The 25,053-nt window shown below is 34.3% G+C and carries 20 protein-coding genes; 13 read left to right on the forward strand and 7 right to left on the reverse strand.

Features of this window, described 5'->3' with window-relative positions:
• The first annotated feature begins 202 nt into the window (after nucleotides 1-202).
• From CLV73_RS09910 to CLV73_RS09945, 8 genes are all read left to right on the forward strand, one after another.
• On the forward strand, nucleotides 203-748 hold the full coding sequence (locus CLV73_RS09910; RefSeq protein ID WP_100376661.1) for a YMGG-like glycine zipper-containing protein: 546 nt from the start codon (nucleotides 203-205) through the stop codon (nucleotides 746-748).
• 53 nt (nucleotides 749-801) lie between these two features.
• A complete protein-coding gene (locus CLV73_RS09915; protein WP_228424305.1) occupies nucleotides 802-2,442 on the forward strand; it encodes an LIC_10190 family membrane protein in 1,641 nt (546 codons plus the stop codon).
• A 44-nt stretch (nucleotides 2,443-2,486) separates the two neighbouring features.
• The gene (gene aroC, locus CLV73_RS09920; protein WP_100376662.1) at nucleotides 2,487-3,557 is read left to right on the forward strand and encodes a chorismate synthase; all 1,071 of its coding nucleotides are present in this window, start codon (nucleotides 2,487-2,489) and stop codon (nucleotides 3,555-3,557) included.
• Nucleotides 3,558-3,572: 15 nt separating this feature from the next.
• Complete coding sequence (locus tag CLV73_RS09925) at nucleotides 3,573-4,136, forward strand: thioredoxin family protein (protein ID WP_100376663.1); 564 nt, start codon at nucleotides 3,573-3,575, stop codon at nucleotides 4,134-4,136.
• A 70-nt stretch (nucleotides 4,137-4,206) separates the two neighbouring features.
• Complete coding sequence (locus CLV73_RS09930) at nucleotides 4,207-4,746, forward strand: TlpA family protein disulfide reductase (RefSeq protein WP_100376664.1); 540 nt, start codon at nucleotides 4,207-4,209, stop codon at nucleotides 4,744-4,746.
• A gap of 82 nt (nucleotides 4,747-4,828) precedes the next feature.
• Complete coding sequence (locus tag CLV73_RS09935) at nucleotides 4,829-5,176, forward strand: YkvA family protein (protein WP_100376665.1); 348 nt, start codon at nucleotides 4,829-4,831, stop codon at nucleotides 5,174-5,176.
• A 253-nt stretch (nucleotides 5,177-5,429) separates the two neighbouring features.
• The gene (pyrF, locus tag CLV73_RS09940; RefSeq protein WP_100376666.1) at nucleotides 5,430-6,788 is read left to right on the forward strand and encodes an orotidine-5'-phosphate decarboxylase; all 1,359 of its coding nucleotides are present in this window, start codon (nucleotides 5,430-5,432) and stop codon (nucleotides 6,786-6,788) included.
• Nucleotides 6,789-6,938: 150 nt separating this feature from the next.
• A complete protein-coding gene (locus CLV73_RS09945; protein WP_228424307.1) occupies nucleotides 6,939-9,755 on the forward strand; it encodes a gluzincin family metallopeptidase in 2,817 nt (938 codons plus the stop codon).
• Between the two features lie 60 nt (nucleotides 9,756-9,815).
• On the opposite strand, the gene CLV73_RS09950 is transcribed toward CLV73_RS09945, so the two are convergent.
• Nucleotides 9,816-10,766, reverse strand: a complete 951-nt coding sequence (locus CLV73_RS09950) for a T9SS type A sorting domain-containing protein (RefSeq protein ID WP_100376668.1) — start codon at nucleotides 10,764-10,766, stop codon at nucleotides 9,816-9,818.
• Nucleotides 10,767-11,130: 364 nt separating this feature from the next.
• On the opposite strand from CLV73_RS09950, the gene CLV73_RS09955 reads away from it, so the two are divergent.
• The 3 genes from CLV73_RS09955 (at nucleotide 11,131) to dusB (ending at nucleotide 15,771) form a co-directional block, all read left to right on the forward strand.
• Nucleotides 11,131-14,169, forward strand: a complete 3,039-nt coding sequence (locus CLV73_RS09955) for a hypothetical protein (protein WP_394336976.1) — start codon at nucleotides 11,131-11,133, stop codon at nucleotides 14,167-14,169.
• A gap of 101 nt (nucleotides 14,170-14,270) precedes the next feature.
• Complete coding sequence (locus tag CLV73_RS09960; protein ID WP_100377039.1) at nucleotides 14,271-14,630, forward strand: four helix bundle protein; 360 nt, start codon at nucleotides 14,271-14,273, stop codon at nucleotides 14,628-14,630.
• 142 nt (nucleotides 14,631-14,772) lie between these two features.
• Nucleotides 14,773-15,771, forward strand: a complete 999-nt coding sequence (gene dusB, locus CLV73_RS09965) for a tRNA dihydrouridine synthase DusB (RefSeq protein ID WP_100376669.1) — start codon at nucleotides 14,773-14,775, stop codon at nucleotides 15,769-15,771.
• A gap of 58 nt (nucleotides 15,772-15,829) precedes the next feature.
• Here dusB and deoC read toward each other — a convergent pair whose 3' ends face one another.
• From deoC to CLV73_RS09990, 5 genes are all read right to left on the reverse strand, one after another.
• Nucleotides 15,830-16,576, reverse strand: coding sequence for a deoxyribose-phosphate aldolase (deoC, locus tag CLV73_RS09970; protein ID WP_100376670.1), 747 nt, complete (start codon nucleotides 16,574-16,576; stop codon nucleotides 15,830-15,832).
• Between the two features lie 3 nt (nucleotides 16,577-16,579).
• Nucleotides 16,580-17,050: an Lrp/AsnC ligand binding domain-containing protein gene (locus CLV73_RS09975; RefSeq protein ID WP_100376671.1), complete on the reverse strand. Its 471-nt coding sequence runs from the start codon at nucleotides 17,048-17,050 to the stop codon at nucleotides 16,580-16,582.
• 33 nt (nucleotides 17,051-17,083) lie between these two features.
• Nucleotides 17,084-18,025, reverse strand: a complete 942-nt coding sequence (locus tag CLV73_RS09980) for an endonuclease/exonuclease/phosphatase family protein (protein ID WP_100377040.1) — start codon at nucleotides 18,023-18,025, stop codon at nucleotides 17,084-17,086.
• A gap of 411 nt (nucleotides 18,026-18,436) precedes the next feature.
• Nucleotides 18,437-19,108: a tRNA (guanosine(37)-N1)-methyltransferase TrmD gene (gene trmD / locus CLV73_RS09985; protein WP_100376672.1), complete on the reverse strand. Its 672-nt coding sequence runs from the start codon at nucleotides 19,106-19,108 to the stop codon at nucleotides 18,437-18,439.
• A complete protein-coding gene (locus CLV73_RS09990) occupies nucleotides 19,105-20,367 on the reverse strand; it encodes an NAD(P)/FAD-dependent oxidoreductase (protein ID WP_100376673.1) in 1,263 nt (420 codons plus the stop codon). The genes trmD and CLV73_RS09990 overlap by 4 nt, the downstream gene beginning before the upstream one ends.
• A 65-nt stretch (nucleotides 20,368-20,432) precedes the next feature.
• Between CLV73_RS09990 and CLV73_RS09995 the strand changes: the two genes are divergently transcribed.
• Nucleotides 20,433-21,296 carry a glycoside hydrolase family 25 protein gene (locus CLV73_RS09995; RefSeq protein ID WP_100376674.1) on the forward strand — a complete coding sequence of 288 codons (864 nt, stop codon included), beginning with the start codon at nucleotides 20,433-20,435 and terminating at the stop codon, nucleotides 21,294-21,296.
• On the opposite strand, the gene CLV73_RS10000 is transcribed toward CLV73_RS09995, so the two are convergent.
• On the reverse strand, nucleotides 21,293-22,939 hold the full coding sequence (locus CLV73_RS10000; protein WP_100376675.1) for an alpha/beta fold hydrolase: 1,647 nt from the start codon (nucleotides 22,937-22,939) through the stop codon (nucleotides 21,293-21,295). The two genes, CLV73_RS09995 and CLV73_RS10000, sit on opposite strands and share 4 nt — an antisense overlap.
• A gap of 216 nt (nucleotides 22,940-23,155) precedes the next feature.
• Here CLV73_RS10000 and CLV73_RS10005 point away from each other — a divergent pair, with 216 nt between their 5' ends.
• A complete protein-coding gene (locus CLV73_RS10005; protein WP_100376676.1) occupies nucleotides 23,156-25,051 on the forward strand; it encodes an ABC-F family ATP-binding cassette domain-containing protein in 1,896 nt (631 codons plus the stop codon).
• Nucleotides 25,052-25,053 lie beyond the last annotated feature (2 nt).

Genomic DNA, 25,053 nt, shown 5'->3' on the forward strand with positions numbered 1-25,053 from the left:
GTGAAATAAGTATTCAAAAAATATTGCAAATACTGAACAATAAAGCAATTTAAAATCTGGAATTCACTTTTTGTAATTGAAAAATTCAAAGTATCGATTTCCTTCATTCCACTAATTTTAACACTTATTAACATTATTTGGCTTTAAAATTGAAATTATCATTACAACAATTGATAAATCTTTGTCAATAAAAAATTGAATTATGAAAAAGATAGTGTTAGCAAGTTTTTTGTCAGTATTTTTAATGACAGCTTGTAAAAAAGATGATCAAGTAGCTGAAAAATCTCTGGAGCAACAAAAAATAGAGTTTCAAATGAGACAGCTAGAAATTGAAAAACAGAAATTAGCTATTGAAAAAGAAAAAATGGCTTACGAAGCTCAAAAACAAGCAGACAGCATTGTTGAAGTTAAAAAAGCAAAAGAAGTCGCTTCAAATTCAAATAATTCAAGACCACAGGTAATAAGAGAGAAAACCATCTATAGAGAAAGTTCAGGCTCAAACGGAAGTTATGCCAATAACGGAAGTAGTAGCACCGCTTCACAGGGAACAACTCAGAAAAAAGGGATGAGTAAAGCAGCAAAAGGTACTATCATCGGAGCCGTAGGTGGTGCAGCAGCAGGTGCCATTATTGCTAAGAAAAACAGAGGGCTTGGTGCCGTAATCGGTGGAGTTGTAGGGGGCGCAACCGGATATACGATTGGTAGAGCCGGAGATAGAAAGGACGGTAGAGTTCAGCCTAGTAATTAATTATTTTTCAATATAACACTAAAAGATTGCTTATTTTTAAGCAATCTTTTTTTATGATTTTAATTTTACTTTCAACAATTTTAATTATTCCGGTTTTAATCGGTTGGGGAAGAATTTCAGAATATTTATCAACTCCTTTATTTGAAGGAATTTCAGGAAAAGTATTTTCAGGAATTTTAACCGTCAGTTTGATCTGGACAATTCTTTCCTTCTTCATTCCTTTAAAGATTTATGTAGAAATTCCGACCATTTTACTGGGCCTTTTTTATTTTTTTAAAGACAAATTATATCAGGAATTCACTCTACTTTCAAAAAAAGATTCTCTGTTATTTACCGGCAGTTTACTGATAATTTTATTCTGCGGTTCATTCTATCCATATATGATAGATCACTTCGGATATTATATTCCCACGATAAAATGGCTTACAGAAGTCGGTATGGTAAAAGGTATTTCAAATCTTAATCTTGTACTTGGTCAAATGTCTATTTGGCATATTTTCCAAGCCGGATTTTCCAATTTTACCGATCCTTTTCTGAGAATAAACACTATTTTACTCATTGTTTACATAGTATATATCATTGAAAAAAAAAGCTGGATTCACCTTTGCTTTCTCCCTTTTTTACTAATGTTCTCACAATCTCCGAGTCCGGATCTTCCCGTTATTATTTTTTCATTGATTATTTTAAATGAAATCGTAAAACAAAATAAAGAAACAGCCATTTTATTCACATTTTCAGCATTTGTTTTTGCAATAAAACCAACAATGATCTGGCTTCCGATCTTAAGTTGTCTTTATTCGGTTTTCATTATAAAATCGGGTTTTAAAAATCTAATTCCAGGAATTTTGATCCTAATATTATTTTGTATTAAGAACATTTATACCTTTGGTTATCCTGTTTTCCCCGTTTCAGTCGGAGATATTGGAATAAGTTGGAAGCCTAACCCCGATATTTTAAAAACCTCTTCCCAAATTGCTATTCAAAAAACCTATGATATGCAGTATTCCTATCTGCAAATTCAACAATTTTCTTGGTTTGATTATGTAAAAAACTGGTTTTTCTTACACGGAATGAAATCAAAAATCAATATACTACTTGTTATAAGTTTAATTATTTTCACCGGATTTGCATTCATCAAAAAAAACAGAATCATTACTTTAATTTGTATTTCGATTCTAATAAAAAGCATTTTAATCATTTTATTTTCGGCACAATACCGTTTTTTTATAGATGTTTTCTTTGTCATTTTCTTTGTAATGTTTATCAATTATTTCGATAAAAAAAAATCACTTATTATATTTTCTGTTTTCAGCCTATTTTTTGTCGGATTCATATCAATTCCTCAACTTGTTAAAAAACATTTGCAGAGCTTCTATTTAGGAAACTTCATGAAAGAACCCGAAATAGAGCAGCTTTATAAACCGTCCGTTTATAAAGCTATAGATTACAACTCTTACAAAATCGGTAATTTAAATTTCAATGTTTCAAAAAAATATCCGCTCAACTACAGCACTCCCCTTCCCGCTATTTCCGAAGGCTATGTTTTTGAGTATATAAAAGCCGGAATTTTCCCGCAGCTCATCGATGAAACCGATACCGAAAGTGGATTTATCTGGAAAAAATTAAATTCAAAGGAAAAAAAAGAAGCAGACAACGTGATCAATTCCATCAACAATCTGTATAAACAGAAGTAATGTGTGAGTCTTTTTATCTGAAGAAAAAGCCGTAAATTTGTACCATGTTAAATACTTTAGGTAATCTTCTCAGTCTTACAACATTTGGAGAGAGTCATGGCTTGGCTTATGGTGGAATCATCAATAATTTTCCGGCAGGTTTAACGGTTGATTTCGATAAAATTCAATACGAATTGGATCGAAGAAAACCCGGACAATCTGCAATTGTAACCCAAAGAAAAGAAAGTGACACCGTACAGTTTCTTTCAGGAATTTTTGAAGGAAAAACAACCGGAACTCCCATTGGTTTTATTATCGAAAACGAAAATCAGAAATCAAAAGATTATGACCATATTGCTAACTCGTATCGTCCGAGTCATGCGGACTTTACCTATGATCAAAAATATGGTCTAAGAGATTATCGCGGCGGCGGAAAATCATCAGCAAGAGAAACCATGAACTGGGTGGTTGCCGGAGCTTTAGCAAAACAGCTTTTATCAAATATTGAGATCAATGCTTACGTTTCTTCCGTAGGTGAAATTTTCTGTGAAAAACCTTATCAGGCTTTGGATTTTTCTAAAACCGAAAGCAACGAAGTTCGTTGTCCTGATGCTGAAACAGCAGAAAAGATGATCAAGAGAATCAAAGAAATCAAAAAAGAAGGCAATACAATCGGCGGAACAATTACATGTGTGATCAAAAATGTTCCTGTCGGAATTGGCGAACCTGTCTTCTCAAAACTGCAGGCAGAATTAGGTAAAGCAATGCTGAATATCAATGCCGCAAAAGGTTTTGAATATGGAAGCGGTTTCTGCGGGGCAAAAATGACAGGAAAAGAACATAATGATCTTTTCAACGAAGACTTTACAACAAAATCTAATCTTTCCGGTGGAATCCAAGGCGGAATTTCAAACGGAATGGATATTTATTTCCGGGTAGCTTTCAAACCAGTGGCTACTATTTTAAGACCTCAGGAAAGTGTGGATAAATTTGGAAATCCTGCCATTGTAGAAGGAAAAGGACGCCACGATCCTTGTGTTCTTCCAAGAGCTGTTCCTGTAGTGGAAAGTTTGGCAGCTTTTGTCTTAGCGGATTTATTTTTGATTAACAAAACAAGAAATATTAATAATTTTTAATACAAATTTTAAGTAATGGAAAATTACTGGGCTCAAGGAATTTCTTATGAAGAATATATTCAAATCGCAAAAGAACGATTAGAAAACCCTTCCACTCAACAGGAAATTGACTATAAACAATACTATGAACTGGGACTTCAAAGAATGGACAGAACTTTGAAAAAATACATTCCGGATGAAGAACAGCTGAAAGAACTGGCTGCTAAAAATTTTGACGGAAAAATTTTAATCATTTCCGAAGCCTGGTGTGGTGATGCAAGCGCAACAGTTCCTGCTTTGATTAAATTTTTTGAAGGTCATAATGAAGTAAAAATCTTCCTGAGAGATAGTGATAAAAGCTTAATCAATCAGTTTTTGACTAATGGAACCGAATCTATTCCTAAAGTTATTATTTTGGATAAAGACTTCAACGTAAAAAATTCATGGGGACCTCGTCCAAAATATGGAAAAGAATTATTGATGAAACATAAAGCCGATCCTGAAGGTTATCCAAAAGACAGCTTTTATAACGATCTTCAGCTCTATTATGCAAAAAACAGAGGAAAAGACGCGGTTCAGGAAATTTTAGATCTTCTTTAAAATATTAGTTTTCTGATATTCAGAAGATAAAAAATATCATTATTTTAGGTAAATTAAATAAGTAAAACTCATGAAAAAAAATATAATTTATCTTGTATTAATCGTCATCATTGCTGTAATTGCATTCGTTCCGGGAGTGAAAGAAAAATTACAGGATACTTTTTTTCCAATCGCTACGATTGAAAATGCCGTTCATGTAAGCGAAGAAGATTATGATATTGATTTACAGGGAATCAATGTTCCAAGTACCAATCTTAAAGCTTTCAAAGATAAGGCTGTCTTTCTTAATTTCTGGGGAACATGGTGCCCTCCATGCAGAAAAGAATGGCCTTCGATCCAGAAATTATATGATGCTAAAAAGGATAAGGTCAGTTTTGTTTTAATAGCTATGAACGATCAGGAAGACGCTGTAAAAAAATTTTTGAAACAAAACAACTACAACGTTCCTGTTTATATTGCACAGAGTCCTATTTCAGAGAAAATCCTTCCTAAAGTTTTCCCTACCACTTATCTTTTGGATAAAAACGGAAGAATCATCATCAAAGAAGATGCGTCAAGAGATTGGAATTCAGAATCTGCACACCAGTTTATCGACAGCACTATCAAATAATTTAACTAAATTTTATATCTATTTGGTACAAAGTTTGTGAAATATACACAGAGTTAAAATTATTTTAAACTATAAACACAAAATGAAATATTCGAAACTGAGTCTTGCAAAAGAAGCTATCAATCATAAAGGCTTCATTAAAAAGATCCCTGATATTTTCAGAATGATAAAAATGTGGCGAAAAGGAACGTATCCAATGAAGTCTATTGATATTATTCTTCCTCTATTAGGTGTTCTTTATATACTTTCACCCATCGATCTTCTTCCTGAAGTAGCTATCCCTGTTTTGGGGGTAATGGATGATCTTGCGGTATTATATCTGGTAATTCCAAAGCTCATTAAAGAGGTAGATAAGTTTTTACTTTGGGAAGCCCAACAAAAATACAGTAGTGGAGAAACAAAGATTATTGATGCAGAAATAATAGAATAAAAAAACATTCCCAATTGGGAATGTTTTTTTATTCTAAATGAAGCGAAAGCGGAGTGAAGAATCTGGTACCAATTCCGATTTCTCCTTTCGTCGAAATGACAAGCTCAAAAGTATTTCATCCTAATAAATAATCTTTCTAAAATCACGGAAATCAGGATTTAAGGTTCACTGTTTGTTTATATGATAAAATTGACATTTGAATTTTCCCATTTCGTTTTCAAATCCTTAAATTTGCACCATCTAATAAAAAATAATGGAAAGTAAAAAAGAATTCTTTTTAGAGTGCTACAAACTGGGCATCATTAAATTCGGAAGATTTACATTAAAAAGCGGTATTGAAAGTCCGTTTTATGTAGATTTAAGACCGCTGGCTTCAGATCCTAAAATTTTGAAAAGCCTGGCTAATTATTTATTGGAAATGCTTCCTTTGGATAATTTCGATTTAATATGCGGAGTTCCTTACGCTGCACTTCCTATGGCAACAGCAATGTCTTTGGAAAGCTACATTCCGTTAATTATTAAAAGAAAAGAAGCAAAAAATTACGGTACAAAGAAGCTGATTGAAGGAATTTATCAGAAAGGACAAAACTGTCTTTTGGTAGAGGATGTCATCACTTCAGGAAAATCTTTGATCGAAACCATCGCAGAAGTAGAACAGGAAGATCTTAAAGTTGCAGATATCGTTGTTGTTCTTGACAGAGAGCAGGGCGGAACACAACTTTTGGAAAGCAAGGGGTATAAAGTACACACGCTTTTCAATATTTCAGAAGTTTGCGAAATCCTTCAGGAAAATGGAGAATTATCTGATGAAGAGGTAAAAAGAATTCAAGATTTTTTACAGGGAAACCATATTCAGTTTGAAGAAAAGACAAAATCTTCTTACGAACAAAAACTAAGCAGTACACAACATTCTGTTTCTAAAAAATTATTGGAAACCGCGATTGCTAAACAATCGAATCTAATTGCTTCTGCTGATGTTACGACCACTCAGGAATTATTAGATCTCGCTGATAAAGTTGGAACGCACGTTATTGCATTGAAAACTCATATCGACGTTATTTCTGATTTCGAATACGAAAAAACAATCACCCCGTTAAAAGCATTAGCTGCAAAGCACAACTTCTTATTGATGGAAGACAGAAAATTTGCAGACATAGGAAATACTCAGGAACTTCAGTTCACAAGCGGAGTTTTCAAAATTACAGACTGGGCAGATTTTGTAACTTCTCAGGTAATTGGTGGTTTTGAATCTCTAGACTGCTTCAAAAATGTAGGGGTAGTTGCAATTATCGGAATGTCTTCCAAAGGAACTTTAACTACAAGCAGCTATAGAGAAGAAGCCTTAAAAGTAGCTTTATCTCATCCTAATGTAATCGGAGGAGTTTCTCAGAATACACTTCCTGAAGAACTATTACTATTCACTCCGGGTGTGAATCTAGCTGATTCGGGTGACGGAAAAGGACAGCAGTACAATACTCCGGAACATGTATTCAGAACTCTTCACACTGATTTCATTATTGTAGGTAGAGGAATTTATAAAGCTGAAAATCCTGAACAGGCTGCCATCACTTATAAAAATGAAGGATGGAAAGCTTACTTGAATTCTTTATAAAAAACAATTTAAAATATTTTTTTAACCACAAGAGGTACAAAAGAACTTAAGTCTATTATATCTTTTGTGGTTAATTTTTTATCAATTCCTTGCTCAAATCTTTACCAAATCTATTCAAAATAAGTTATATTTGGTGCTTTATCAGGAATATTGAAAAGAATTAGTATTTGTCTTATTTTGTTTTTAGGTGTTGTAGAGATTTCTGCACAGAAAGACAGTATATCTGTTGAAGCCAGGCTATCTGCAGATCATAAAACATTAACAGTGAATCAGGAATTGGTCTATTTTAACCATTCCGAAAAAGAACTGGACTCTATAAAACTGCTAAACTGGATTTCTGCTTATCATAAAAGAGGAACTTCTTTAGCCTACAGAAAACTGGAAGACCGGAATACTGATCTTCATTTTGCTAAAGATGAACAACAGGGAAAGCTTTTAAACTTACAGATTAAAAATTCTGGTCAGGATATTCCCGTTCAAGACCTCTCAGATGAAAATCTTTTCCTGCCTTTGCAGCAAGCACTGAAACCGGGAGAAAAAATAAAACTACAACTGCAGTATCAATTGCAGCTTCCTGATCAAAAGTTTACAGGATACGGAACATCTGATAACAATGTGGTTTTAAAATATTTCTTTATTGTTCCCGATCACTTTGATCCGGACAATAAGTATCCAAAAAAATATCATGATATTGAAGAATCTGTAAACTTCAATACTTTTTGGGACATTAATCTCGCAGCGGAAACAAAATATTATATTCAAAGCAATATCACCCAATCTTCAAATGCCCATTTCACGGGTGATCTGGATACTGATCCTGAATTTATTCTTTCTAAAAAAGAGTTTCCGGTGATCAGCATCAATTCCGATGACCTTAATACTGCAATTAAATTCGGGTACAATCTGAGTCCACAGGAAAAAGAAAATCTGGAATTTTTCTTACCTCTTCATTTAAGATTTATTAAAGAGAAACTTGGATTTGTTCCTGAAACACTTTTTATTTCTGAGAAATTCAGGAATAAGGAAGATTTTTTCGGAAATAATGACATTAGTGTCTGGAAGTTTAATTTTCCTCTTTTTACGGATGCTGAAAAAATAGATTTAGACTATTTTGGAATTATTGCGAAGAAAATCCTTGACGAAACCATCATAACCAATAAACAGGATAATCATTGGTTTAAAAACGGCTTAAAATCTTATTTAGAAATTCAATACCTGAATAAATTCTATAAAGAAACCAAACTTTTAGGAACCCTTCCTGAAACTAAAATTTTTGGAGTAAAGCCTTTAAAACTATTCCATGCTTCCAAGGTGAAATTGGTTGACCGCTATGGTATTGCCTATCAATATATCATGTCGCAGAATCTTGACCAGAAAGTTGATGAAAAGTTCACGGTTTTGAGCAACTTTAATGATATGGCCATCAGCAGTTTTGAGACGGGAAGTTTGTTCAATTATTCTGCTGATAAAATGGGATATGAAAATTTTAATACCCTTTTAAAAGATTTCATACTAAAAAACCAACATCAAAAGGTTGATCCCAGAGATTTTTTAAAAGAACTTGCTGAAAAAGATGAGAGAACAGAATATCTGGCTGATTTTCTGGAGCATAAAAACAGAGTCAATTTTAAATTAAAAAGATTACAGAAAGAAAATGACACTTTGAATATTAAAATTCATAAAAATACATTTTCAAATATCCCTGTAAAATTAAAAACGGAAGATAAAGAAGGAAACAAACAAGAATACTGGGTCGAAGCTGAAGAAAATGCAAAAACAAAGACTTTTTCGCTTCCTGCAGATGATATTTACAAAATCACCCTGAATGAGGACTACATCTTTCCAGAGTCTAAATACAGAGATAATTACTTGTATGCCAAAGGTTTTTTCTCTAATACCAAGAAAATTAAATTCAAATTTATAAAAGACATTCCCAATCCGGAATTCAATGAAATATATATAAGTCCTAAGATCAGATTTAATAATACTTACGATAAATTTTTATTTGGAGTCAATTTTAAAAACCAGTCATTTTTTGACCAGAAATTCCTGTATTCATTTACTCCGATGTACAGTTCCGGAACAGGAAAAATGACAGGTTCCGGGGCAATCTCCTATTCTTTTTTACCGGCTGAAAGTATTATCCGAAGTCTGACTTTCGGAGTTTCGGGTTCGTATTTTCATTACGACTATAATCTTGCTTATCGCAAATTATCAGCTTTCTCCAATATTAATTTCAGAAAAAACCCAAGAAGTACAGTAGGAAGAAGTTTAGCTTTTTCATACAACTATTTCGAAAGAGATCTCAGTCCGGCAATGATTGCCAAAAAAGATTATGACAAATACAATCTTTGGAGTCTTGGATATGGATATAGCGACAGCCAGATGATTCATGAGAAAAGCCTAAGCATCAGTACTCAGGGAATGGAAGATTTCAATAAAATAACTGCAGAAGGCTTTTACAGATGGGAATTTGCTCCTAAGCAAAAATTAAGTTTACGATTATTTGCAGGATATTTTGTAAGGAATGATACCCGGAACAGCACATTCAACTACGGGATTTCAAGGGTTTCCAATTATTCATTTTCCTATACACTCCTAGGTGAAAGCGCCAGCAGCGGAATTTTATCCCAGCAGTTTATCCTGGCAGACGGAGGTTTCAAATCTTTCCTACCCGGAAGTGTAAACCAATGGATCACTTCTTTCAATGTAGATTCAAGTGTATGGAAAATTTTCCATGTATATGCAGATGCCGGATTTTATAAAAACAAAAACCGACCGACTCAATTTATATGGGACAGTGGAATAAAAGTGAGGGTAATTCCTGATTTTCTTGAAGTTTATTTCCCTGTACAGTCTTCATTAGGTTTTGAACCTTCTTTCAAAGATTATGCAAAACGTATCCGATACACATTGGTTCTCAATCTGGGATCTATTATTAATGCTGCGAGAAGAGGCTGGTATTAACTGATACAATAAAAAAGAGCTGTCAAATGACAGCTCTTTCAGTATAATTTTCTATTAAAATTAATCTTTCAAAATTTTCTGAGAAATAGCTTGATTGTTTACAGTACCTGTAACGATATAGTTTCCTTTTGCCAAATCAGCAACATTTAAAGTTCCATCAGCTTTTACCGATGCAGTCTTCACTATTTGTCCGAACATATTGTAAACTTTTACATCTTTTGCGTCAGCTCCGAAAACAATTTCATTATTCTTTACAAAGGTGTTTTTTACAAAAAGAGATTTTTCTTTTCCGAAATCTGCGACAGCTAAAGATCCATTAGCATAAACTCTAGCCACCAAATTACTTATACTAACATTTCCAGTACCAGATGTTGTATTTCCAGCCTGTCTAATTGCAACTCCTCCTAAAGTTGCAGGTGCAGCTCCAGTTCCTAAATTATTTGTCAAAAGCGGCTGTGAATTAATTTGCAAAGTTGCAGTATTGGTAGCAGGATTTGCAGAATTATCTATTGTATATGTAACAGTGATATTTGCCGGTGTGCCATAAGGGATTTCAGTACCATAAGTTGGATTTGGCGCAGGAGTTCCCGCACCATTATTTAGAACTCCTAATGTATATCCCGTAGTGGAACCTTTAATATATAGTCTTCCATTAAAGTTTCCAGGAGAAGTTCCTGCCGTCACAATAAACATCAAAAAGTAATCTCCAGAAGTAGTTAAACCTGTAGCATTTGCAACGTTAATTGTAGCAGAATAATCTGCCTTACTAATTCCTGTTGTACTTACAGCATATGGAGATGAAAATGCTTTATTTGCATCTTCACTATTTCCAGCTACAAGATTAACCTTAGTTCCATCAGCAGTCAATTGACCTGCAGTTCCACTATGTGAAACCCAGCCATTTGAAATTAAAGTTCCGGTATAGTTAAAGTTATCAGTTAAAACAGTTGTTTGGGCACTCGCTATTGCAGACACAGCAACAATTCCTAAAACAGTAAATATTTTTCTCATAATTTAATTTTTTAATTATTTATAATTTATAACACAAAATTACATCATTTTTTTAATCAAAAGCAATAATTGGATTAATTTTTTGTTAATACTACTAAAACCCCAAGTATAAGTATTTTTTTAGCTATTTTTACCAATTATTTTTAAAGAATTGCGGAATTATCTTTTAATATTCGTATTGTTTTTTACGGGCATATTTCAGGGAAATGCGCAGATTTTCTCGTGGAAAAATCCTAACCTGCCCAAAGACACTTTAAAAAAAGACAGCATTCTCTCTGCGAAGAAAGACAGCATCATTGCGGCCAAGCTGGAACAGGATATTTTTGCAAAAGACACTCTAGATTTTGTAAGAACCAGCAACAGAATTCTTGTAGACGAAGCCGTTTTAGCTAAAAATGACAAAAAGAGATTTTTAGGGGAACTAAATTCCAAAGGTTCTATCATTCGTGGAATTACTTTTGGTAACAATCAAGGACAGTCTGTGCAGAGTTCTATGGACCTTCAGATTTCCGGAAGGCTTTCTAAAGATGTCACGATCTTAGCCAGTATTTCTGATCATAACCTTCCTATTCAAGCCGATGGATATACCCAGACCCTGGAAGAGTTTGATAAGATCTACATGCAGCTAAACATAAAGGATAAATCTATTCTTAGAGCCGGACATTTGGATCTGGCAGAAACCAAAAACTATTTTGCGAAATACCAGAGAAGAAGCATGGGACTTCAATTCCAGACCGAAATGGGAAAGGAAAATAAAACCTTTGTGGATGTTTCCATGGGCGTAGCACGAAGCGAGTTCCACAGAGTGCGTTTTCAGGGGGTGGAAGGAAATCAGGGACCTTACCGATTAACCGGAAAAAACGGAGAGCAGTTTATTACACTGATTTCAGGTTCTGAGCAGGTTTTTATTGATGGAATTTTAATGAAAAGAGGGGAAAACCAGGATTACATCATCAATTACAACACCGGTGAAGTTACTTTTACCAGTTTCCGGCCTATTTTCCAGCAAAATTTCATTACCATTTCCTATAACTATACCAACAGAAATTATTCCAGGTATTTATTTACCGGAAAGATAGAACACGCAAGGGAAAAACTTAAACTAGGATTGAACTGGTTTATGGAAAACGATAATAAAAATGCTCCTCTTGCTCTTAATCTCTCCAAGGAAGATGAACAAATTTTAGCAGATGCAGGAAATAATCCTGATTTAATGTATGCACCATCAGGAGTTGTCACCGAATATGATGTGAATAAAATCCTGTACCGGCTGAATCCTAATGGAAATTATTATGAATTTTCAACAGATCCCAATGAAACCCTTTATCAGGTATCTTTTACTTATTTCGGAGTCAACCTTGGAGATTACAAACTTACTCAGACTACCAACAACGGACGTGTTTTTGAATATGTGGGAACAAATCTGGGAGATTATAAAGCCGTAAGAAAACTGCCTTCTCCCGAAAAATCCCAGGTGTACTCATTAAATTCTGAATATGCGCTTAAAGACGGTAAAATAGGAGCTGATTTCTCTTTAAGCAATTATGATGTCAACTTATTCTCCTCAAAAGATTCAAGGCTGAATACAGGATATGCTTGGCGTATATTCGGAAACAAAATTTTCAAGAAAAACAACTGGAGCGGTACTCCGACTTTTGAATATCAGTACATTGATAAGCAATTCCATATTTTAGACCGTATCAATGATGTGGAATTCTCCAGGGATTTCAACTTGGCCCAGGAATTCAGCGGAAGGACCCAGAACAGATTTATTTTCAGCTTTTTAAACAAATGGAATAATAAATCGACTTTAAACTACCGGATCAATTATCTGGATGAACAGGATTCTTATAAAGGAATTAAAAATGATCTAGATTTCGCCTGGACTAAAGGTAAATTTTTAACAAAAGGAAATTTATCTTATCTGGATACCAAAGCAACACTTCAGAATACTAAATTTATAAGAGGAGGAGCTTCTACGGAATTCACCGGACAGAAAGGAAGCTGGGCTGTAGGGGGAAGTATGGAGCATAATGAGAAAACCTACAATGATACTCAACTCATGGATGTTACCAGTTTCAGCTGGAGAGAACTTTTTGTCCAGAAGAAAATCGGAGACAGTACCAGAACCAAATTATTGGCAAAAGTATATATGAGGGGCAATGACTCCGTGCGTGATAACCGTCTGCAAAGCATGAATAATATTTTAGGATTCATGGCTGAAAGTCAGATTATAAAAACAGAAAAAACGACACTAAATGCTTTGCTTCACTACAGAAAATTCTTCTACCAAAATCAGGAGCCGGATGTGACTCAAAACAATGATTTCGTTGTCGGAAACATTCTTTATAATCAGCAGCTTTTCAGAAACGGAATGCGTCTACAGGCATTTTACGAATTAGGAAACGGACAGGAAGCTCAAAGGGAATTCCAATATTTAAAGGTAACAGACGGACAAGGTATTTATAAATGGACCGATTACAACGGAGATGGTGTTCAGCAGCTTGATGAGTTTGAAATTGCGGAATATTCCGATTTGGCACAATATATCAGAGTTTACACCAATTCCGTACGCTATCTTCCTTCCAATAAAAATAAGCTTCAGTTAGCATTATTTGTTAATCCGGCTATTGTTTTTAACTCCGAAAATAAATTTTTAAAACGCTGGAATTTTAATATTTCTCTGAATTCACAAAATTCATTTTATAAAAAAGATAAAGTACTAGTGCTCAATCCTTTTGAAAAAAATGACAATCAGATTCTTAAAAATCAAAATATCTTAACATCCGTACAGTTCAACCCAACTGAAAAATCCGGCTGGAACGGAAACTACCGTTTTATCTCAAACGATAACCTCATCAATGCCAATTTCAGTAATGAGGAAAGGGAGCAGACTTCCCATTTCTTAAACATCGGATATTGGTTTAATAAAGAGTTCAGGGTAGATTGGGAAAATTCTGTCCATGATATTAAAAACTCCTCCCAACTGTTTGCAACAAGAGATTATCGCTTAAACAATTTTGAAACAAAGCCAAAGGCAACCTATAAATTTACAGATGCTATACAGGCGGAGCTTTCTTCTGCTTACAGAGAAAAACAGAGAGTAGATGGTGAAGAATTATTAAAGGCCTTCGACGTTACCGGAACAATCCAATGGGAGCGTAAAAAAACATCTATCAGAGGGAATTTTTCATTCATTAATAACGATTTCACAGGAAACAATTTCAGTATTGTGGGAAATCAAATGCTTGATGGACTAAAGCCCGGCAAAAACCAGGTTTGGAGTGTATTTATCCAGCAGGCGATCAATTCTTTCCTTCAGCTAAATTTAACATACGAAGGAAGAAATTCAGGGGACAGAACCATTCATATCGGAAGTATGCAGGTGAAAGCATCTTTTTGAGTTGTTAAGATGTTAAATTGCTAAGTCGTTAAGATTGATAAAAAAAATCTTTTAATATCTTTAATATAAAGTAAAAATTTAACAGACAACAATAAGAAAATATATATACCTACTCATTTGAAAAATTAGATGTTTGGCAGAATGCAAAAAGTTTAGTAAAAGATATTTACAAAATTACAAGAACATTTCCGGATGAAGAAAGGTTCGGAATTACTAATCAAATCAGGAGAGCTACAACAAGCATTACTGCGAATATTGCGGAAGGATTATATAGAAATACTACAAAAGACAAATTAAAGTTCATCAATATTTCATACAGTACAAGTATTGAGGTAATTAATTTTTTAATTCTCTCTTTTGATTTAGAATTTATTCCTGAAGAAAAATATATAGAATTAAGAGAAAAAGCTGAAAAAATCACCAATCAACTTAACGCATTGTATCATTCACTTAATACATAATTGTTGAGCCGTTAATACTTTGAATGATTGTAACAATAAAAAATAGCGACTCAACGATTCTACAATTTAACGACTTAACGACTTAACGACTTAACAATTTAGCAGTTTCACAACTCAACAACAAATTCCGTATCTTTGCACCATGATAAAAATAGGCAACATAGAACTGCCGGAATTTCCGCTTTTGCTGGCTCCGATGGAAGATGTGAGTGACCCTCCGTTCAGAAGGCTGTGCAAAATGCATGGCGCAGATTTGATGTATTCAGAGTTTATTTCTTCTGAAGGTTTGATTCGTGATGCCATCAAGAGTAGAAAAAAGCTTGATATTTTCGATTACGAAAGACCTGTCGGAATTCAGATTTTCGGAGGTGATGAAGAAGCAATGGCCATGTCTGCAAGAATTGTGGAGACGGTAAATCCTGATTTGGTTGACATCAATTTTGGATGCCCTGTAAAAAAAGTGGTTTGTAAAGGAGCAGGAGCAGGAGTTTTAAAAGATATCGATCTTATGGTTCGTTTGACCAAAGCCGTGGTAAGTTCCACTCATCTTCCTGTAACGGTAAAAACCCGTTTAGGATGGGACAGCACTTCTATTAATATTGATGAGGTTGCTGAACGTCTTCAGGAAACCGGTATCAAAGCATTAACAATACACGCAAGAACGCGTGCCCAAATGTATAAAGGTGAAGCCGATTGGGAACATATCTCAAGAATCAAACAAAATCCGAATATTGAAATTCCAATCTTTGGAAACGGAGATATCGATTCTCCTGAAAAGGCTTTGGAATATAAACAAAAATACGCCTGCGACGGAATTATGATCGGTCGTGCTGCGATTGGTTACCCTTGGATTTTCAACGAAATCAAACATTTCTTTAAAACAGGAGAGCATTTACCTGCTCCAACAATTGAAGACCGATTATTAGCTGTTCGTCAGCACGCAGAATGGAGTGCAGAATGGAAAGGCGAAAGATTAGGGTTGGTTGAAATGAGACAACATTACAGCAATTATTTCCGGGGGGTTCCGCATTTCAAGGATTTCAGAAAGAAATTCCTGGAAGTTTTCACTTTAGAGGAAATGGATGCGTTAATTAAAGAAACTCAAGAATTTTACAACGAATATTTTACTCAACAAGCATAAAAGAAAAACCCATCAAGTTGATGGGTTTTTCTTTTTTGTATTAAAAAAATATCTTTTATTAATATCCTTCCGAAGCAGACTGATTTTTAATTAATGCTAAAGCCGAAGAAGTACCTATCCTTTTTACACCTAGATTAATCATTTTTTCAGCATCTTCCGGAGTTCTTACTCCTCCTGCAGCTTTCACAGGAAGTTTACCTGCATTATCCAGCATAATTTTTATTCCTTCAAATGTTGCTCCGTTAGGTTTTCCATTCTCAGTTTTATAAAAACCGGTTGAAGATTTTACGAAAATTTTCGACAAATCATTCTCAGAAAAATTTTCTTCTGCCCAGTCGGAAATGTGTTTAGTAAGATCTGCAATCTGTACATCCGTTAAAGCTGCAATTTCGATAATCCATTTTGCAATTTTATGATGCTGCAGACATAATGTTGTACATTGTACAAACTCTTCCTTTACTACATTTAAATCTCCTTTCAGATAGGCGTTGTAATTGATGACAAAATCCAGTTCATCTGCTCCGTCTGCAATTGCTTTTGTAGCTTCAGCCAGTTTTTCATCAACGGAATAGGTTCCTTCATGGAAACCAATAACAGTTCCCACCACAACATTGGATTGTTTTTCCCGAATATACTTTTTGATTTCAGATACATAATCAGGGCGAATCATTACGGCAAAAATACCGTTATTAATTGCTTCCTGTGTCAATTCTATATCTTTCTGTAAAGTTTCTTCATCTGAAAGTCCGGACTGTGCCGGAGTTTTCAAATAAGTGGAATCCAAATATTGCGCAATGTTCATAATCTGTTATACTTTCAGTTGTCTGTAAATACCCTGTTCCAAAGATATGAAAGTTTCAGTTCTGGTCACTCCTTTTAGCTTCTGAATTTTACTAAGAATTTGCATCAGATGATCATTATCTTTACACAGAACTTTTAGGAAAATAGTATAGTTTCCGGTTGTATAATGTGCTTCCACCACTTCATTAATATCCCTCAAAGCTTTTACCATATCAGGATAATGACTTGGCTGATCTAAGAAAACGCCGATATATGAAATTACTTTATACCCTATCTTTTTAGGATTTAAAAAAGATATTGAGTTTTCAATAACTTCTGCCTGCTCCAATTTTTTTATCCTTTGATGCACGGCTGTTGTAGAAATCCCTACATTTTTTGAAATATGTGCTAAAGAGGTTTTGGCATTATCCATCAGCATATGGATAATCTGCTTATCTATGGAGTCTAGATGATACGTTGTGTTTTCAGCGTCTTTCATTTTTGTTAAACTTTTACTTGTTTACTTTTATTTTTATTTATTATGTTTTCTTAATTCTATGATTACAGGATAATGATCACTATAACCACCTAAATAACGGGTTCCTGCATAGGTTCTAAAAGGTCTCCCGCTAAACATTTTATCCCGGCTACTGATTTCTTCGACATTAAAAACATATGCCTCTTCAAAGCCGAGCTCCATACTTTTATTAAAAAAAGACATGGACAATATTATCTGATCAAACAAAAGACCAGATTTGTAATGATAAGTGGAGTACTTTTTCTCGGTAAATAACTGCCGAAAAGGATTTTCTAAGATTTTACCTGAGGAGGAATCAGATAACATCTCAACTAGATTCTTTTCATCCGGATTCTCATTGAAATCACCAAACAAAATCACAGATTCATTACGGTTGCTAATAATTTCTACAATTTTACTTTTAATCTCTTTGAGAATAAAATCTCTTTTAGGCTTATTGACGTCTTTTTCTCTTTTGGAGGGTAAATGAGCAACAAAAACGTTGATAATTTCATCACTATATTTTATTTTCGAAAAAAGAACATCTCTTGTAGTGTCATAATCTTCCCTACTCGGATTTCCTCTTTCAAAAAAAAAAGTAATGGCTTCGGAATCTAAAATTTCCACTTTTGATTTGTCATACAGCAATGCTACATCTACTTTTCTTTCATCCATAGAATTGTAATGAACAATTCCATAATTTGAATTAAAAGGCTGCATCTGTACAAGTTCTTCTAAAACTTTTCTTCCTGAAATTTCAGACAAACCAATGAGGAATGGCAAGGAACCTTTCTTGTCTTTTATAAGCTGAAAAACATGAGAAATTTTGTGTAGCTTATTTTTATATTTCCGCTCGTCCCAGTTTCTCAATCCTGAATTCGTTGGATCAAGTTTATGTGTGGGGGTCGGATCAGGTAAAAATAAATTTTCTACATTATAAAAAGCTAATAATTCCATCAACATTCATTTTCAAAACACGGTTCTCCACCTTAAATTCCGAATGTAAATTTATCACTTTTTTACAAATATTATTACCTATTTCACAATTATTTTATGAAAAACAAAAAAAACAAATCTTCATAATGTGAAAATTAACAATTTAATCATCTGTAGTAGTTTAAATTTTACTTAAAATAGCCAAAATTTTAAATTAATTTTTCTTCGATCCGATATAATTTTTCATCAATTTTGACGGTTCAGAAATTTCGTAAAAAAATCAAAAATTCTACCTAACAATCACAGGTTTTGTGGTTTTTTAATCTAAACCAGAGCTTTAAAACGGGATTATTTTACGTTTTTTAGGCTGATTTAAACTTTAATCACTTTTTATTAATTTTTTTTAGAATTTGTTTCAATAAAAAACCGGATTTATAATAAATCCGGTCGTTTTTCTTTCGTTATTCTTACAGCTTCGTCATGCCGCCACTCTTCTATTTTACCAAAATTACCACTCAGTAATACTTTAGGGACTTCTAATCCTTTATATATTTCCGGCCTTGTATAAATAGGCGGTGAAAGAAGGTCATCCTGAAAACTATCCGTTAAAGCACTTTGTTCGTCATTAAGAACTCCCGGTAAAAGACGGATAACAGAATCTGCAAGCACGCATGCGGCAAGTTCTCCCCCGGTTAAAACATAATCCCCAATAGAAATTTCTTTAGTGATATGAAGATCTCTTACTCTCTGATCAATTCCTTTATAGTGACCACAAAGGAAAATCAGATTGTTTTTTATAGAAAGTGTATTGGCAATTTTCTGATTCAAAGTAATACCATCGGGCGTCAAATAAATCACCTCATCATATTCTCTTTGCGATTTCAGCTCAGAAATACATTTATCCAATGGCTCTACCATCATTACCATTCCTGCTCCTCCTCCATAAGGCTCATCATCGATCTGCCTGTGTTTATTGATCGCCCAATCCCTAAGATGATGAAAGTGCACTTCTACCAATCCTTTATCCATTGCTCTTCTTAATATGGAAGTTTGAAATGGACTTTCCATCAATTCTGGAAGTACGCTTATGATATCAATTCTCATTGTAATGTTCCGTTTTTCTTATTAGGTAAAATAATTAATCTTAATGCTGAATCTTTGTTGAAATAACTCCACATCCAATTAAAAAACACGGCAAGTTTATTTCGAACGCTCAAAATTAACATTAAGTGGAGGAACATCCAAAAATACCAGGCCAAGAATCCCTGAAATTTTATAAATGGAAGATCAACAACCGCTCTGTGTTTACCTATTGTTGCTAATGAGCCTTTGTCATCATACTCATACTCATTCCATTCGCTTATATTTTTCTTCAAAAAGTTCTTCCCCAGATTTTTTGCCTGATTGATTGCGACATTGGCCACCTGCGGATGACCTTGAGGATATTTCGGAGTCTCCATATAGGCAATATCTCCTATAGCATAAATATTATTATATCCTTTTATTTTATTGTATCGATCAACAATATATCGGTTTTTCATTAAATTTTCGGCAGGAAAACCATCAATTACATTCCCGGTAACTCCTGCTGCCCAGATCACATTATTTGAAGGAATTTCTTTTCCGCTTTTCATGTACACTTTATCACCATCATAATCTGTCACATATTCTTCGCTCAGGAAAGTTACTCCCAAATCTTTCAGATATTTTTCAGATTTTTCCTGAGATTCATTGCTCATTACTGCAAGCGGCTTTTCCGTAGAACTCACCAGGATAATTTTAAGATGATCAAAATTCATATAAGGATAATCTCTCGGGAGAATATCTTTTTTCATTTCTGCAAAAGCACCGGCAAGTTCCACTCCCGTTGGTCCGCTTCCTACGATGACGATATTCCAGTTTCCGTCATCACTTCTGCTTTTCTCCAGGATCAGCTTTTCAAACGTCATCAGAACATGGTTTCTGATACTGATGGCTTCCTGGGTATTTTTCATCCCGAAAGCTTTGGATTCCAGATCTTTGTTCCCAAAAAAATTGGTCTTACAGCCCGTTGCAATAACTAGTTTATCATAAGTAAATTCTGCTCCGTCTGTTATTACTTTATTATGAGCAACATCAATCTCCTTGACCTCTGTCAAACGAAATTGTGTGTTTCTGGATTGCTGAAAGATTTTTCTGAACGGAAAAGAAATATTGGAAGGCTCTATCCTGCCACATGCCACCTGGTAAAAAAGCGGCTGAAACATATGATGATTTACCCTGTCCAGAACAATAACTTTTTTATTTTTATTGTTCAAAGTTTTTGCAAGTTGCAATCCCGCAAAACCGCCTCCTATAATGATGATCTTTTCGCGTGTTTCCATATTACACAAATTTACTTATTTTATTTAGTATTTTTTCGCTTAAAAAGCTAGTTTTGCAAAACTTTATGAGCCCTAAAAAGTACACCAAAAAGACTGCCAAAAAGATCCATAAAAACCGGCGAAGAAACTATTTTTTTCGTCGCAAAGTTGTATTGGTATTGCTTCTTATTGCTCTTATAGGAACCGGATTGTATTTAAAACATTCCATAAGTTATTACTATGCTTTATATTTTAACAAATTTAGACATAAAAAGCTTCATAATACGGAAACAGAAGCTTTAAGGATCCAAAAAATCCTTTCGGATAACCTTGATAAAACATACGGTTTTGATGTTTCTCATTATCAGAATAAAGAAGATATCAGTTGGGACAGCTTAAGTATCGGTAATAAAACCATTCCTTTGGAGTTTGTGGTGATGCGTGCAACTATGGGAAACCGTAATGCGGATAAGCATTTTGATGAATTCTGGCAACAGGCTAAGAAACATGAACTGATTCGGGGAGCTTACCATTTTTACAGAGCGGATGAAGATCCGGTCATTCAAGCAAATAACTTTCTGGCAAATGTGCATTTAGAAGAAGGTGACTTACCTCCAATTTTAGACATTGAAAAAATTCCCAGACGAAAATCCAACCAAAAACTGGTAGAGGATTTAAAAGTCTGGTGTAAGATTGTAGAGGAAAGATACGGAGAGAAACCTATTATTTATACCTATTATCATTATTACAAGGATTTTTTAAAAGGCGAATTTGATGATTACCCACTCTGGCTTGCCAACTACAATGATGTTCCTGCTCCGTCTCCCGATGACAGCTGGGATTTCTGGCAGTTTACAGAAAACGGAATTGTACATGGCATCAACACCAAAGTAGACCTGGATATCTACAATGGAAATTCCTGGTCTTTAAAAAGACTGACCCTGGATTAATTTTTCAAAAAATCAATAACGTCTTTGTTCAGATCTTCTGCAATTTCAAAAGGAAGATAATGCGTTGCTTTAGGATAAATTTTAAGCTTAGCTTTCGGAATTTCTTTGGCGATCATTTCCGTATGCTCTTTTTTTATCACATCATTTTCTCCGGCAAGAACCAAGGTCGGATTTTGAATCTGATGTAATGACTTTTTATTGATATGAGGCTCATTCAGCATTAAGTTCAATAATCTTTTTTCAGTTTCATGTTCCGGCTGATTGGCAAGCTGCATCATATGAACTTTACTTTTAAAGTTTTTGATCAGATCTTCATCTACACCCTCCGGAAATGCATTGGCTCCGATAATGATTAATTTATTGAGATGTTGAGGATATTTTAAAGCAAATTCAAGTCCTGTATTTCCTCCATCACTCCATCCTAAAATATTAGTTTTTGAAATGTTTAAATGATGCATTAAATTTTTCAGGTCATCCGCAAAAATTTTGTAATTCAAATCCCCTTTAGTAAAGTCCTTGCTTTTTCCCTGAGCTCTTGTATCAACAGCAATGACTTTAAATTCTTTTGAAAGTCCGGGAATCTGTTTGTAAAATTCTTTGATACTTCCTCCGTTTCCATGAAGTAAAACAAGCGGCTCACCTTCCCCATAGATTTCATAATAGAGTTCTGCACTATTCAATTTCAGAGTGTTTCCTACAGCATCATTTTTACCGTAAACAGAATTTTCAGACTCCATATTATATTGACTAAGATCCGGAGCCAGGATTGAAGCTTTATCATTATTATCCTTCACTTCGTCTTTACTATTCTTACCGTTTTTATCTACTTTTACATCAATATTAATTGCCGGTGCCGCAATAGTCATTTTCTGCCAGTCGCCATAAAATTCTCTGATATATCCCGTTCTGAACAAGGCAGCGCTAATCGTTATTCTTCCCTGAAATCTTTTCAAAAACTGTATCCCGACGAAAAATTTTCCCTGAACCCAGATATTCCGGTCATTGACATCTAAAGTAAAGGTACCGTCTTTTATCATATCTTTCGTGAGTTCAACCGTAATTTCTTCATCTAAAATATTTTTATCCGGAAAACCGTTTTTCTCTGAATAAATACTGTAACGCATCAGAACAGGCTGATCCGAAGTATAGCTTGAGATATTCAGATTAATGTTCTTAATTTTTGATTTTTTACTGGTATTAAATTCTAAAGCTGTCTCACCCAAAAAGTTCTCATTATTTATATCCGGATTCACATTGTACATCACGCTTTTTGTCTTCGTATTCACTCCCCAGTTTTTATCCACCAGTTTTTTAGGCTTAATACTTACTTCATCAATATTTTTAACTTTCTCTTTTAAAAATATCTTTTGTCCGTCAAGATTTTTAAAATCTTGAACAGGTTGAGAATATTTTTCATATCCGGGAACTTCAATCAAGATGGGCTTGTTAGAATTTATCTTGGAAAGATCGATGGAAAAACGGCCGCTTTCATCCGAAATCACTCCGGCTTTTTCTTTTTCTACTCCTACTTTTACATAAGGAATGGGTTTATTCTCCTCCTTAGAAAATACAGTTGCCGAAACAATCTGTGCATGGAAAGAAACAGCAATAAGAGAAAGAAATAGAATGGTAAGTTTTTTCATGGTAAAAATTTGAAACAAAATTCTTTATTTATTCTTTCAAAAGCTCATAACACGGTATTAAATTTGACAATAGAACTGTTAAATTTATTGTAAAACCTTAGCTACAGGTGAAATTAATTATTAAAAACATTTAAAAACCTTTCTATAGCAAAATATATTTTCTCTCTTGTAAAGCCTTATATTTTCGTATTTTCGCGCTACAAAATTTTTATAGAAATGAATTACGTTGCTGCTGAAAACCTTACCAAATCTTACGGAATAAAAGTTTTATTTGAAAATATCTCTTTTAATATCAATGAGGGTGATAAGATTGCCATTGTTGCCAAGAACGGAAGCGGAAAATCTACCCTTCTGAAAATTCTTATGGGAAAGGAAATCGCAGACAGTGGAAATGTAATCATTAATAAAGATATTCAGGTTGTTTTATTTGATCAGGAAATAGATTTTGATCCGAATCTTACCGTAGATGAATTTATGATGACGTTAGATTCGGCTCCGATTGCCGCTCTTAAAAATTATCATAAATCGCTTCATTCCACCGACAGTGATTTCATCGAAAAAGCTCTGGCCGAAATGGAAGTTCATAAAGCATGGGATCTTGAAAATGAAATGAAACAGATTCTTTCCCAGCTTAAAATTACCAATCTTGAAGCAAAGATGGGAACACTTTCAGGTGGTCAGATCAAACGTGTGGCACTGGCGAAGCTGTTAACTGAAACCAGAGCCGAACACCGCCATACTTTATTGATCATGGATGAGCCTACCAATCACCTGGATGTGGAAATGGTAGAATGGCTTGAAAATTATTTAAATAAAGCAAAAATAACTTTACTGCTGGTTACTCACGACAGATATTTCCTGGATAGTGTTTGCGATATTATCTGGGAAATGGAAGACAAAAATCTTTACTTTCACAACGGTTCCTATGCAACGTATCTTGAGAATAAGATGATTCGTGAGGACAACATGAATGCAACCATCGACAAAGCCAACAATCTTTACAGAAAAGAGCTTGAATGGATGCGAAGACAACCCAAAGCAAGAACTACAAAATCCAAATCGAGAATTGATGCTTTTTACGAAACTGAAAAAGTTGCCAAGACAGACACAAGAAAACAAGGCCTTGAACTGGACTTTGAGATGAAACGTTTGGGAAATAAAATTCTTGAATTAAAAAACATCGATAAAAGCTTCGGAGATAAAGTGTTGTTTAAAGATTTCAGCTATCAGTTCCAAAGAGGAGAAAAAATAGGAATTGTCGGAAAAAACGGTGCGGGAAAATCTACCCTTCTCAACATTATTCAGGGATTTGAAAAAGCCGATAAAGGAGAAATAGAAACCGGAGAAACAATCTCTTTCGGATACTTTTCACAAAAAGGCTTAACCTATAAAGAAGATGAGAGAGTTATAGATTTCATTAAAGAAATTGCCGAATTTTATCCTTTGGCAAATGGAAAAAGCCTTTCTGCCTCTCAGTTTTTAAGATTATTCTTATTTGATGATCAAACCCAGTACTCTCCCATTTCAAAACTTTCCGGCGGAGAGAAAAGAAGGCTGCATCTGATGTACATTCTGTATCAGAATCCTAATTTCTTGATTTTCGATGAGCCTACCAATGATCTTGACCTTCCTACATTGACGGTTCTGGAAAATTTCCTGCAAATGTTCCAAGGATCATTGATTATCGTATCCCACGACAGATATTTTATGGACAGGATTGTAGATCATGTTCTTGCTTTTGAAGGAAACGGAAAAATAAAAGATTTTGTAGGTAATTTTTCTGAATACCGCGAAGCAAAAAGCCGCGAAGAATCTTTAGAAAAAAATACGGTTCAGAAACAGGAACCTGCAAAAGAAAACGTAACTGCTCCAGTTCAGACTTCTACGAAAAAGAAAAAACTTTCTTTTAAAGAGCAAAGAGAACTTGAACTCATTGAAAAAGAAATGCCCGAACTGGAAGAACAGAGGGCAAAAATTTTAGATCAACTTAATAACGAAGCTGATTATGAAAAAATTTCCAAACTTTCTGCAGAATTGGAAACGATTTCCGAAAAGTTGGAAAACCACGAAATGAGATGGCTGGAACTCCAGGAAATTCTGGGAGAAGCATAAAA

Source organism: Chryseobacterium geocarposphaerae, assembly GCF_002797535.1.
Taxonomy (GTDB): Bacteria; Bacteroidota; Bacteroidia; order Flavobacteriales; family Weeksellaceae; genus Chryseobacterium; species Chryseobacterium geocarposphaerae.

What these genes read in the sequence shown, in the direction of transcription:
- CLV73_RS09980 (WP_100377040.1), bottom strand. Translation starts at nt 18,025, where the DNA reads ATGGAATTATTAGCTTTTTATAATGTAGAAAATTTATTTTTACCTGAT.
- CLV73_RS10000 (WP_100376675.1), bottom strand. Translation starts at nt 22,939, where the DNA reads ATGAAAAAACTTACCATTCTATTTCTTTCTCTTATTGCTGTTTCTTTC.
- CLV73_RS09910 (WP_100376661.1), top strand. Translation starts at nt 203, where the DNA reads ATGAAAAAGATAGTGTTAGCAAGTTTTTTGTCAGTATTTTTAATGACA.
- CLV73_RS09935 (WP_100376665.1), top strand. Translation starts at nt 4,829, where the DNA reads ATGAAATATTCGAAACTGAGTCTTGCAAAAGAAGCTATCAATCATAAA.
- CLV73_RS09995 (WP_100376674.1), top strand. Translation starts at nt 20,433, where the DNA reads ATGAGCCCTAAAAAGTACACCAAAAAGACTGCCAAAAAGATCCATAAA.
- pyrF (WP_100376666.1), top strand. Translation starts at nt 5,430, where the DNA reads ATGGAAAGTAAAAAAGAATTCTTTTTAGAGTGCTACAAACTGGGCATC.
- CLV73_RS09930 (WP_100376664.1), top strand. Translation starts at nt 4,207, where the DNA reads ATGAAAAAAAATATAATTTATCTTGTATTAATCGTCATCATTGCTGTA.
- CLV73_RS09950 (WP_100376668.1), bottom strand. Translation starts at nt 10,766, where the DNA reads ATGAGAAAAATATTTACTGTTTTAGGAATTGTTGCTGTGTCTGCAATA.
- aroC (WP_100376662.1), top strand. Translation starts at nt 2,487, where the DNA reads ATGTTAAATACTTTAGGTAATCTTCTCAGTCTTACAACATTTGGAGAG.
- CLV73_RS09975 (WP_100376671.1), bottom strand. Translation starts at nt 17,050, where the DNA reads ATGAAAGACGCTGAAAACACAACGTATCATCTAGACTCCATAGATAAG.
- CLV73_RS09925 (WP_100376663.1), top strand. Translation starts at nt 3,573, where the DNA reads ATGGAAAATTACTGGGCTCAAGGAATTTCTTATGAAGAATATATTCAA.
- trmD (WP_100376672.1), bottom strand. Translation starts at nt 19,108, where the DNA reads ATGAGAATTGATATCATAAGCGTACTTCCAGAATTGATGGAAAGTCCA.
- CLV73_RS09915 (WP_228424305.1), top strand. Translation starts at nt 802, where the DNA reads ATGATTTTAATTTTACTTTCAACAATTTTAATTATTCCGGTTTTAATC.
- CLV73_RS09990 (WP_100376673.1), bottom strand. Translation starts at nt 20,367, where the DNA reads ATGGAAACACGCGAAAAGATCATCATTATAGGAGGCGGTTTTGCGGGA.
- dusB (WP_100376669.1), top strand. Translation starts at nt 14,773, where the DNA reads ATGATAAAAATAGGCAACATAGAACTGCCGGAATTTCCGCTTTTGCTG.
- CLV73_RS10005 (WP_100376676.1), top strand. Translation starts at nt 23,156, where the DNA reads ATGAATTACGTTGCTGCTGAAAACCTTACCAAATCTTACGGAATAAAA.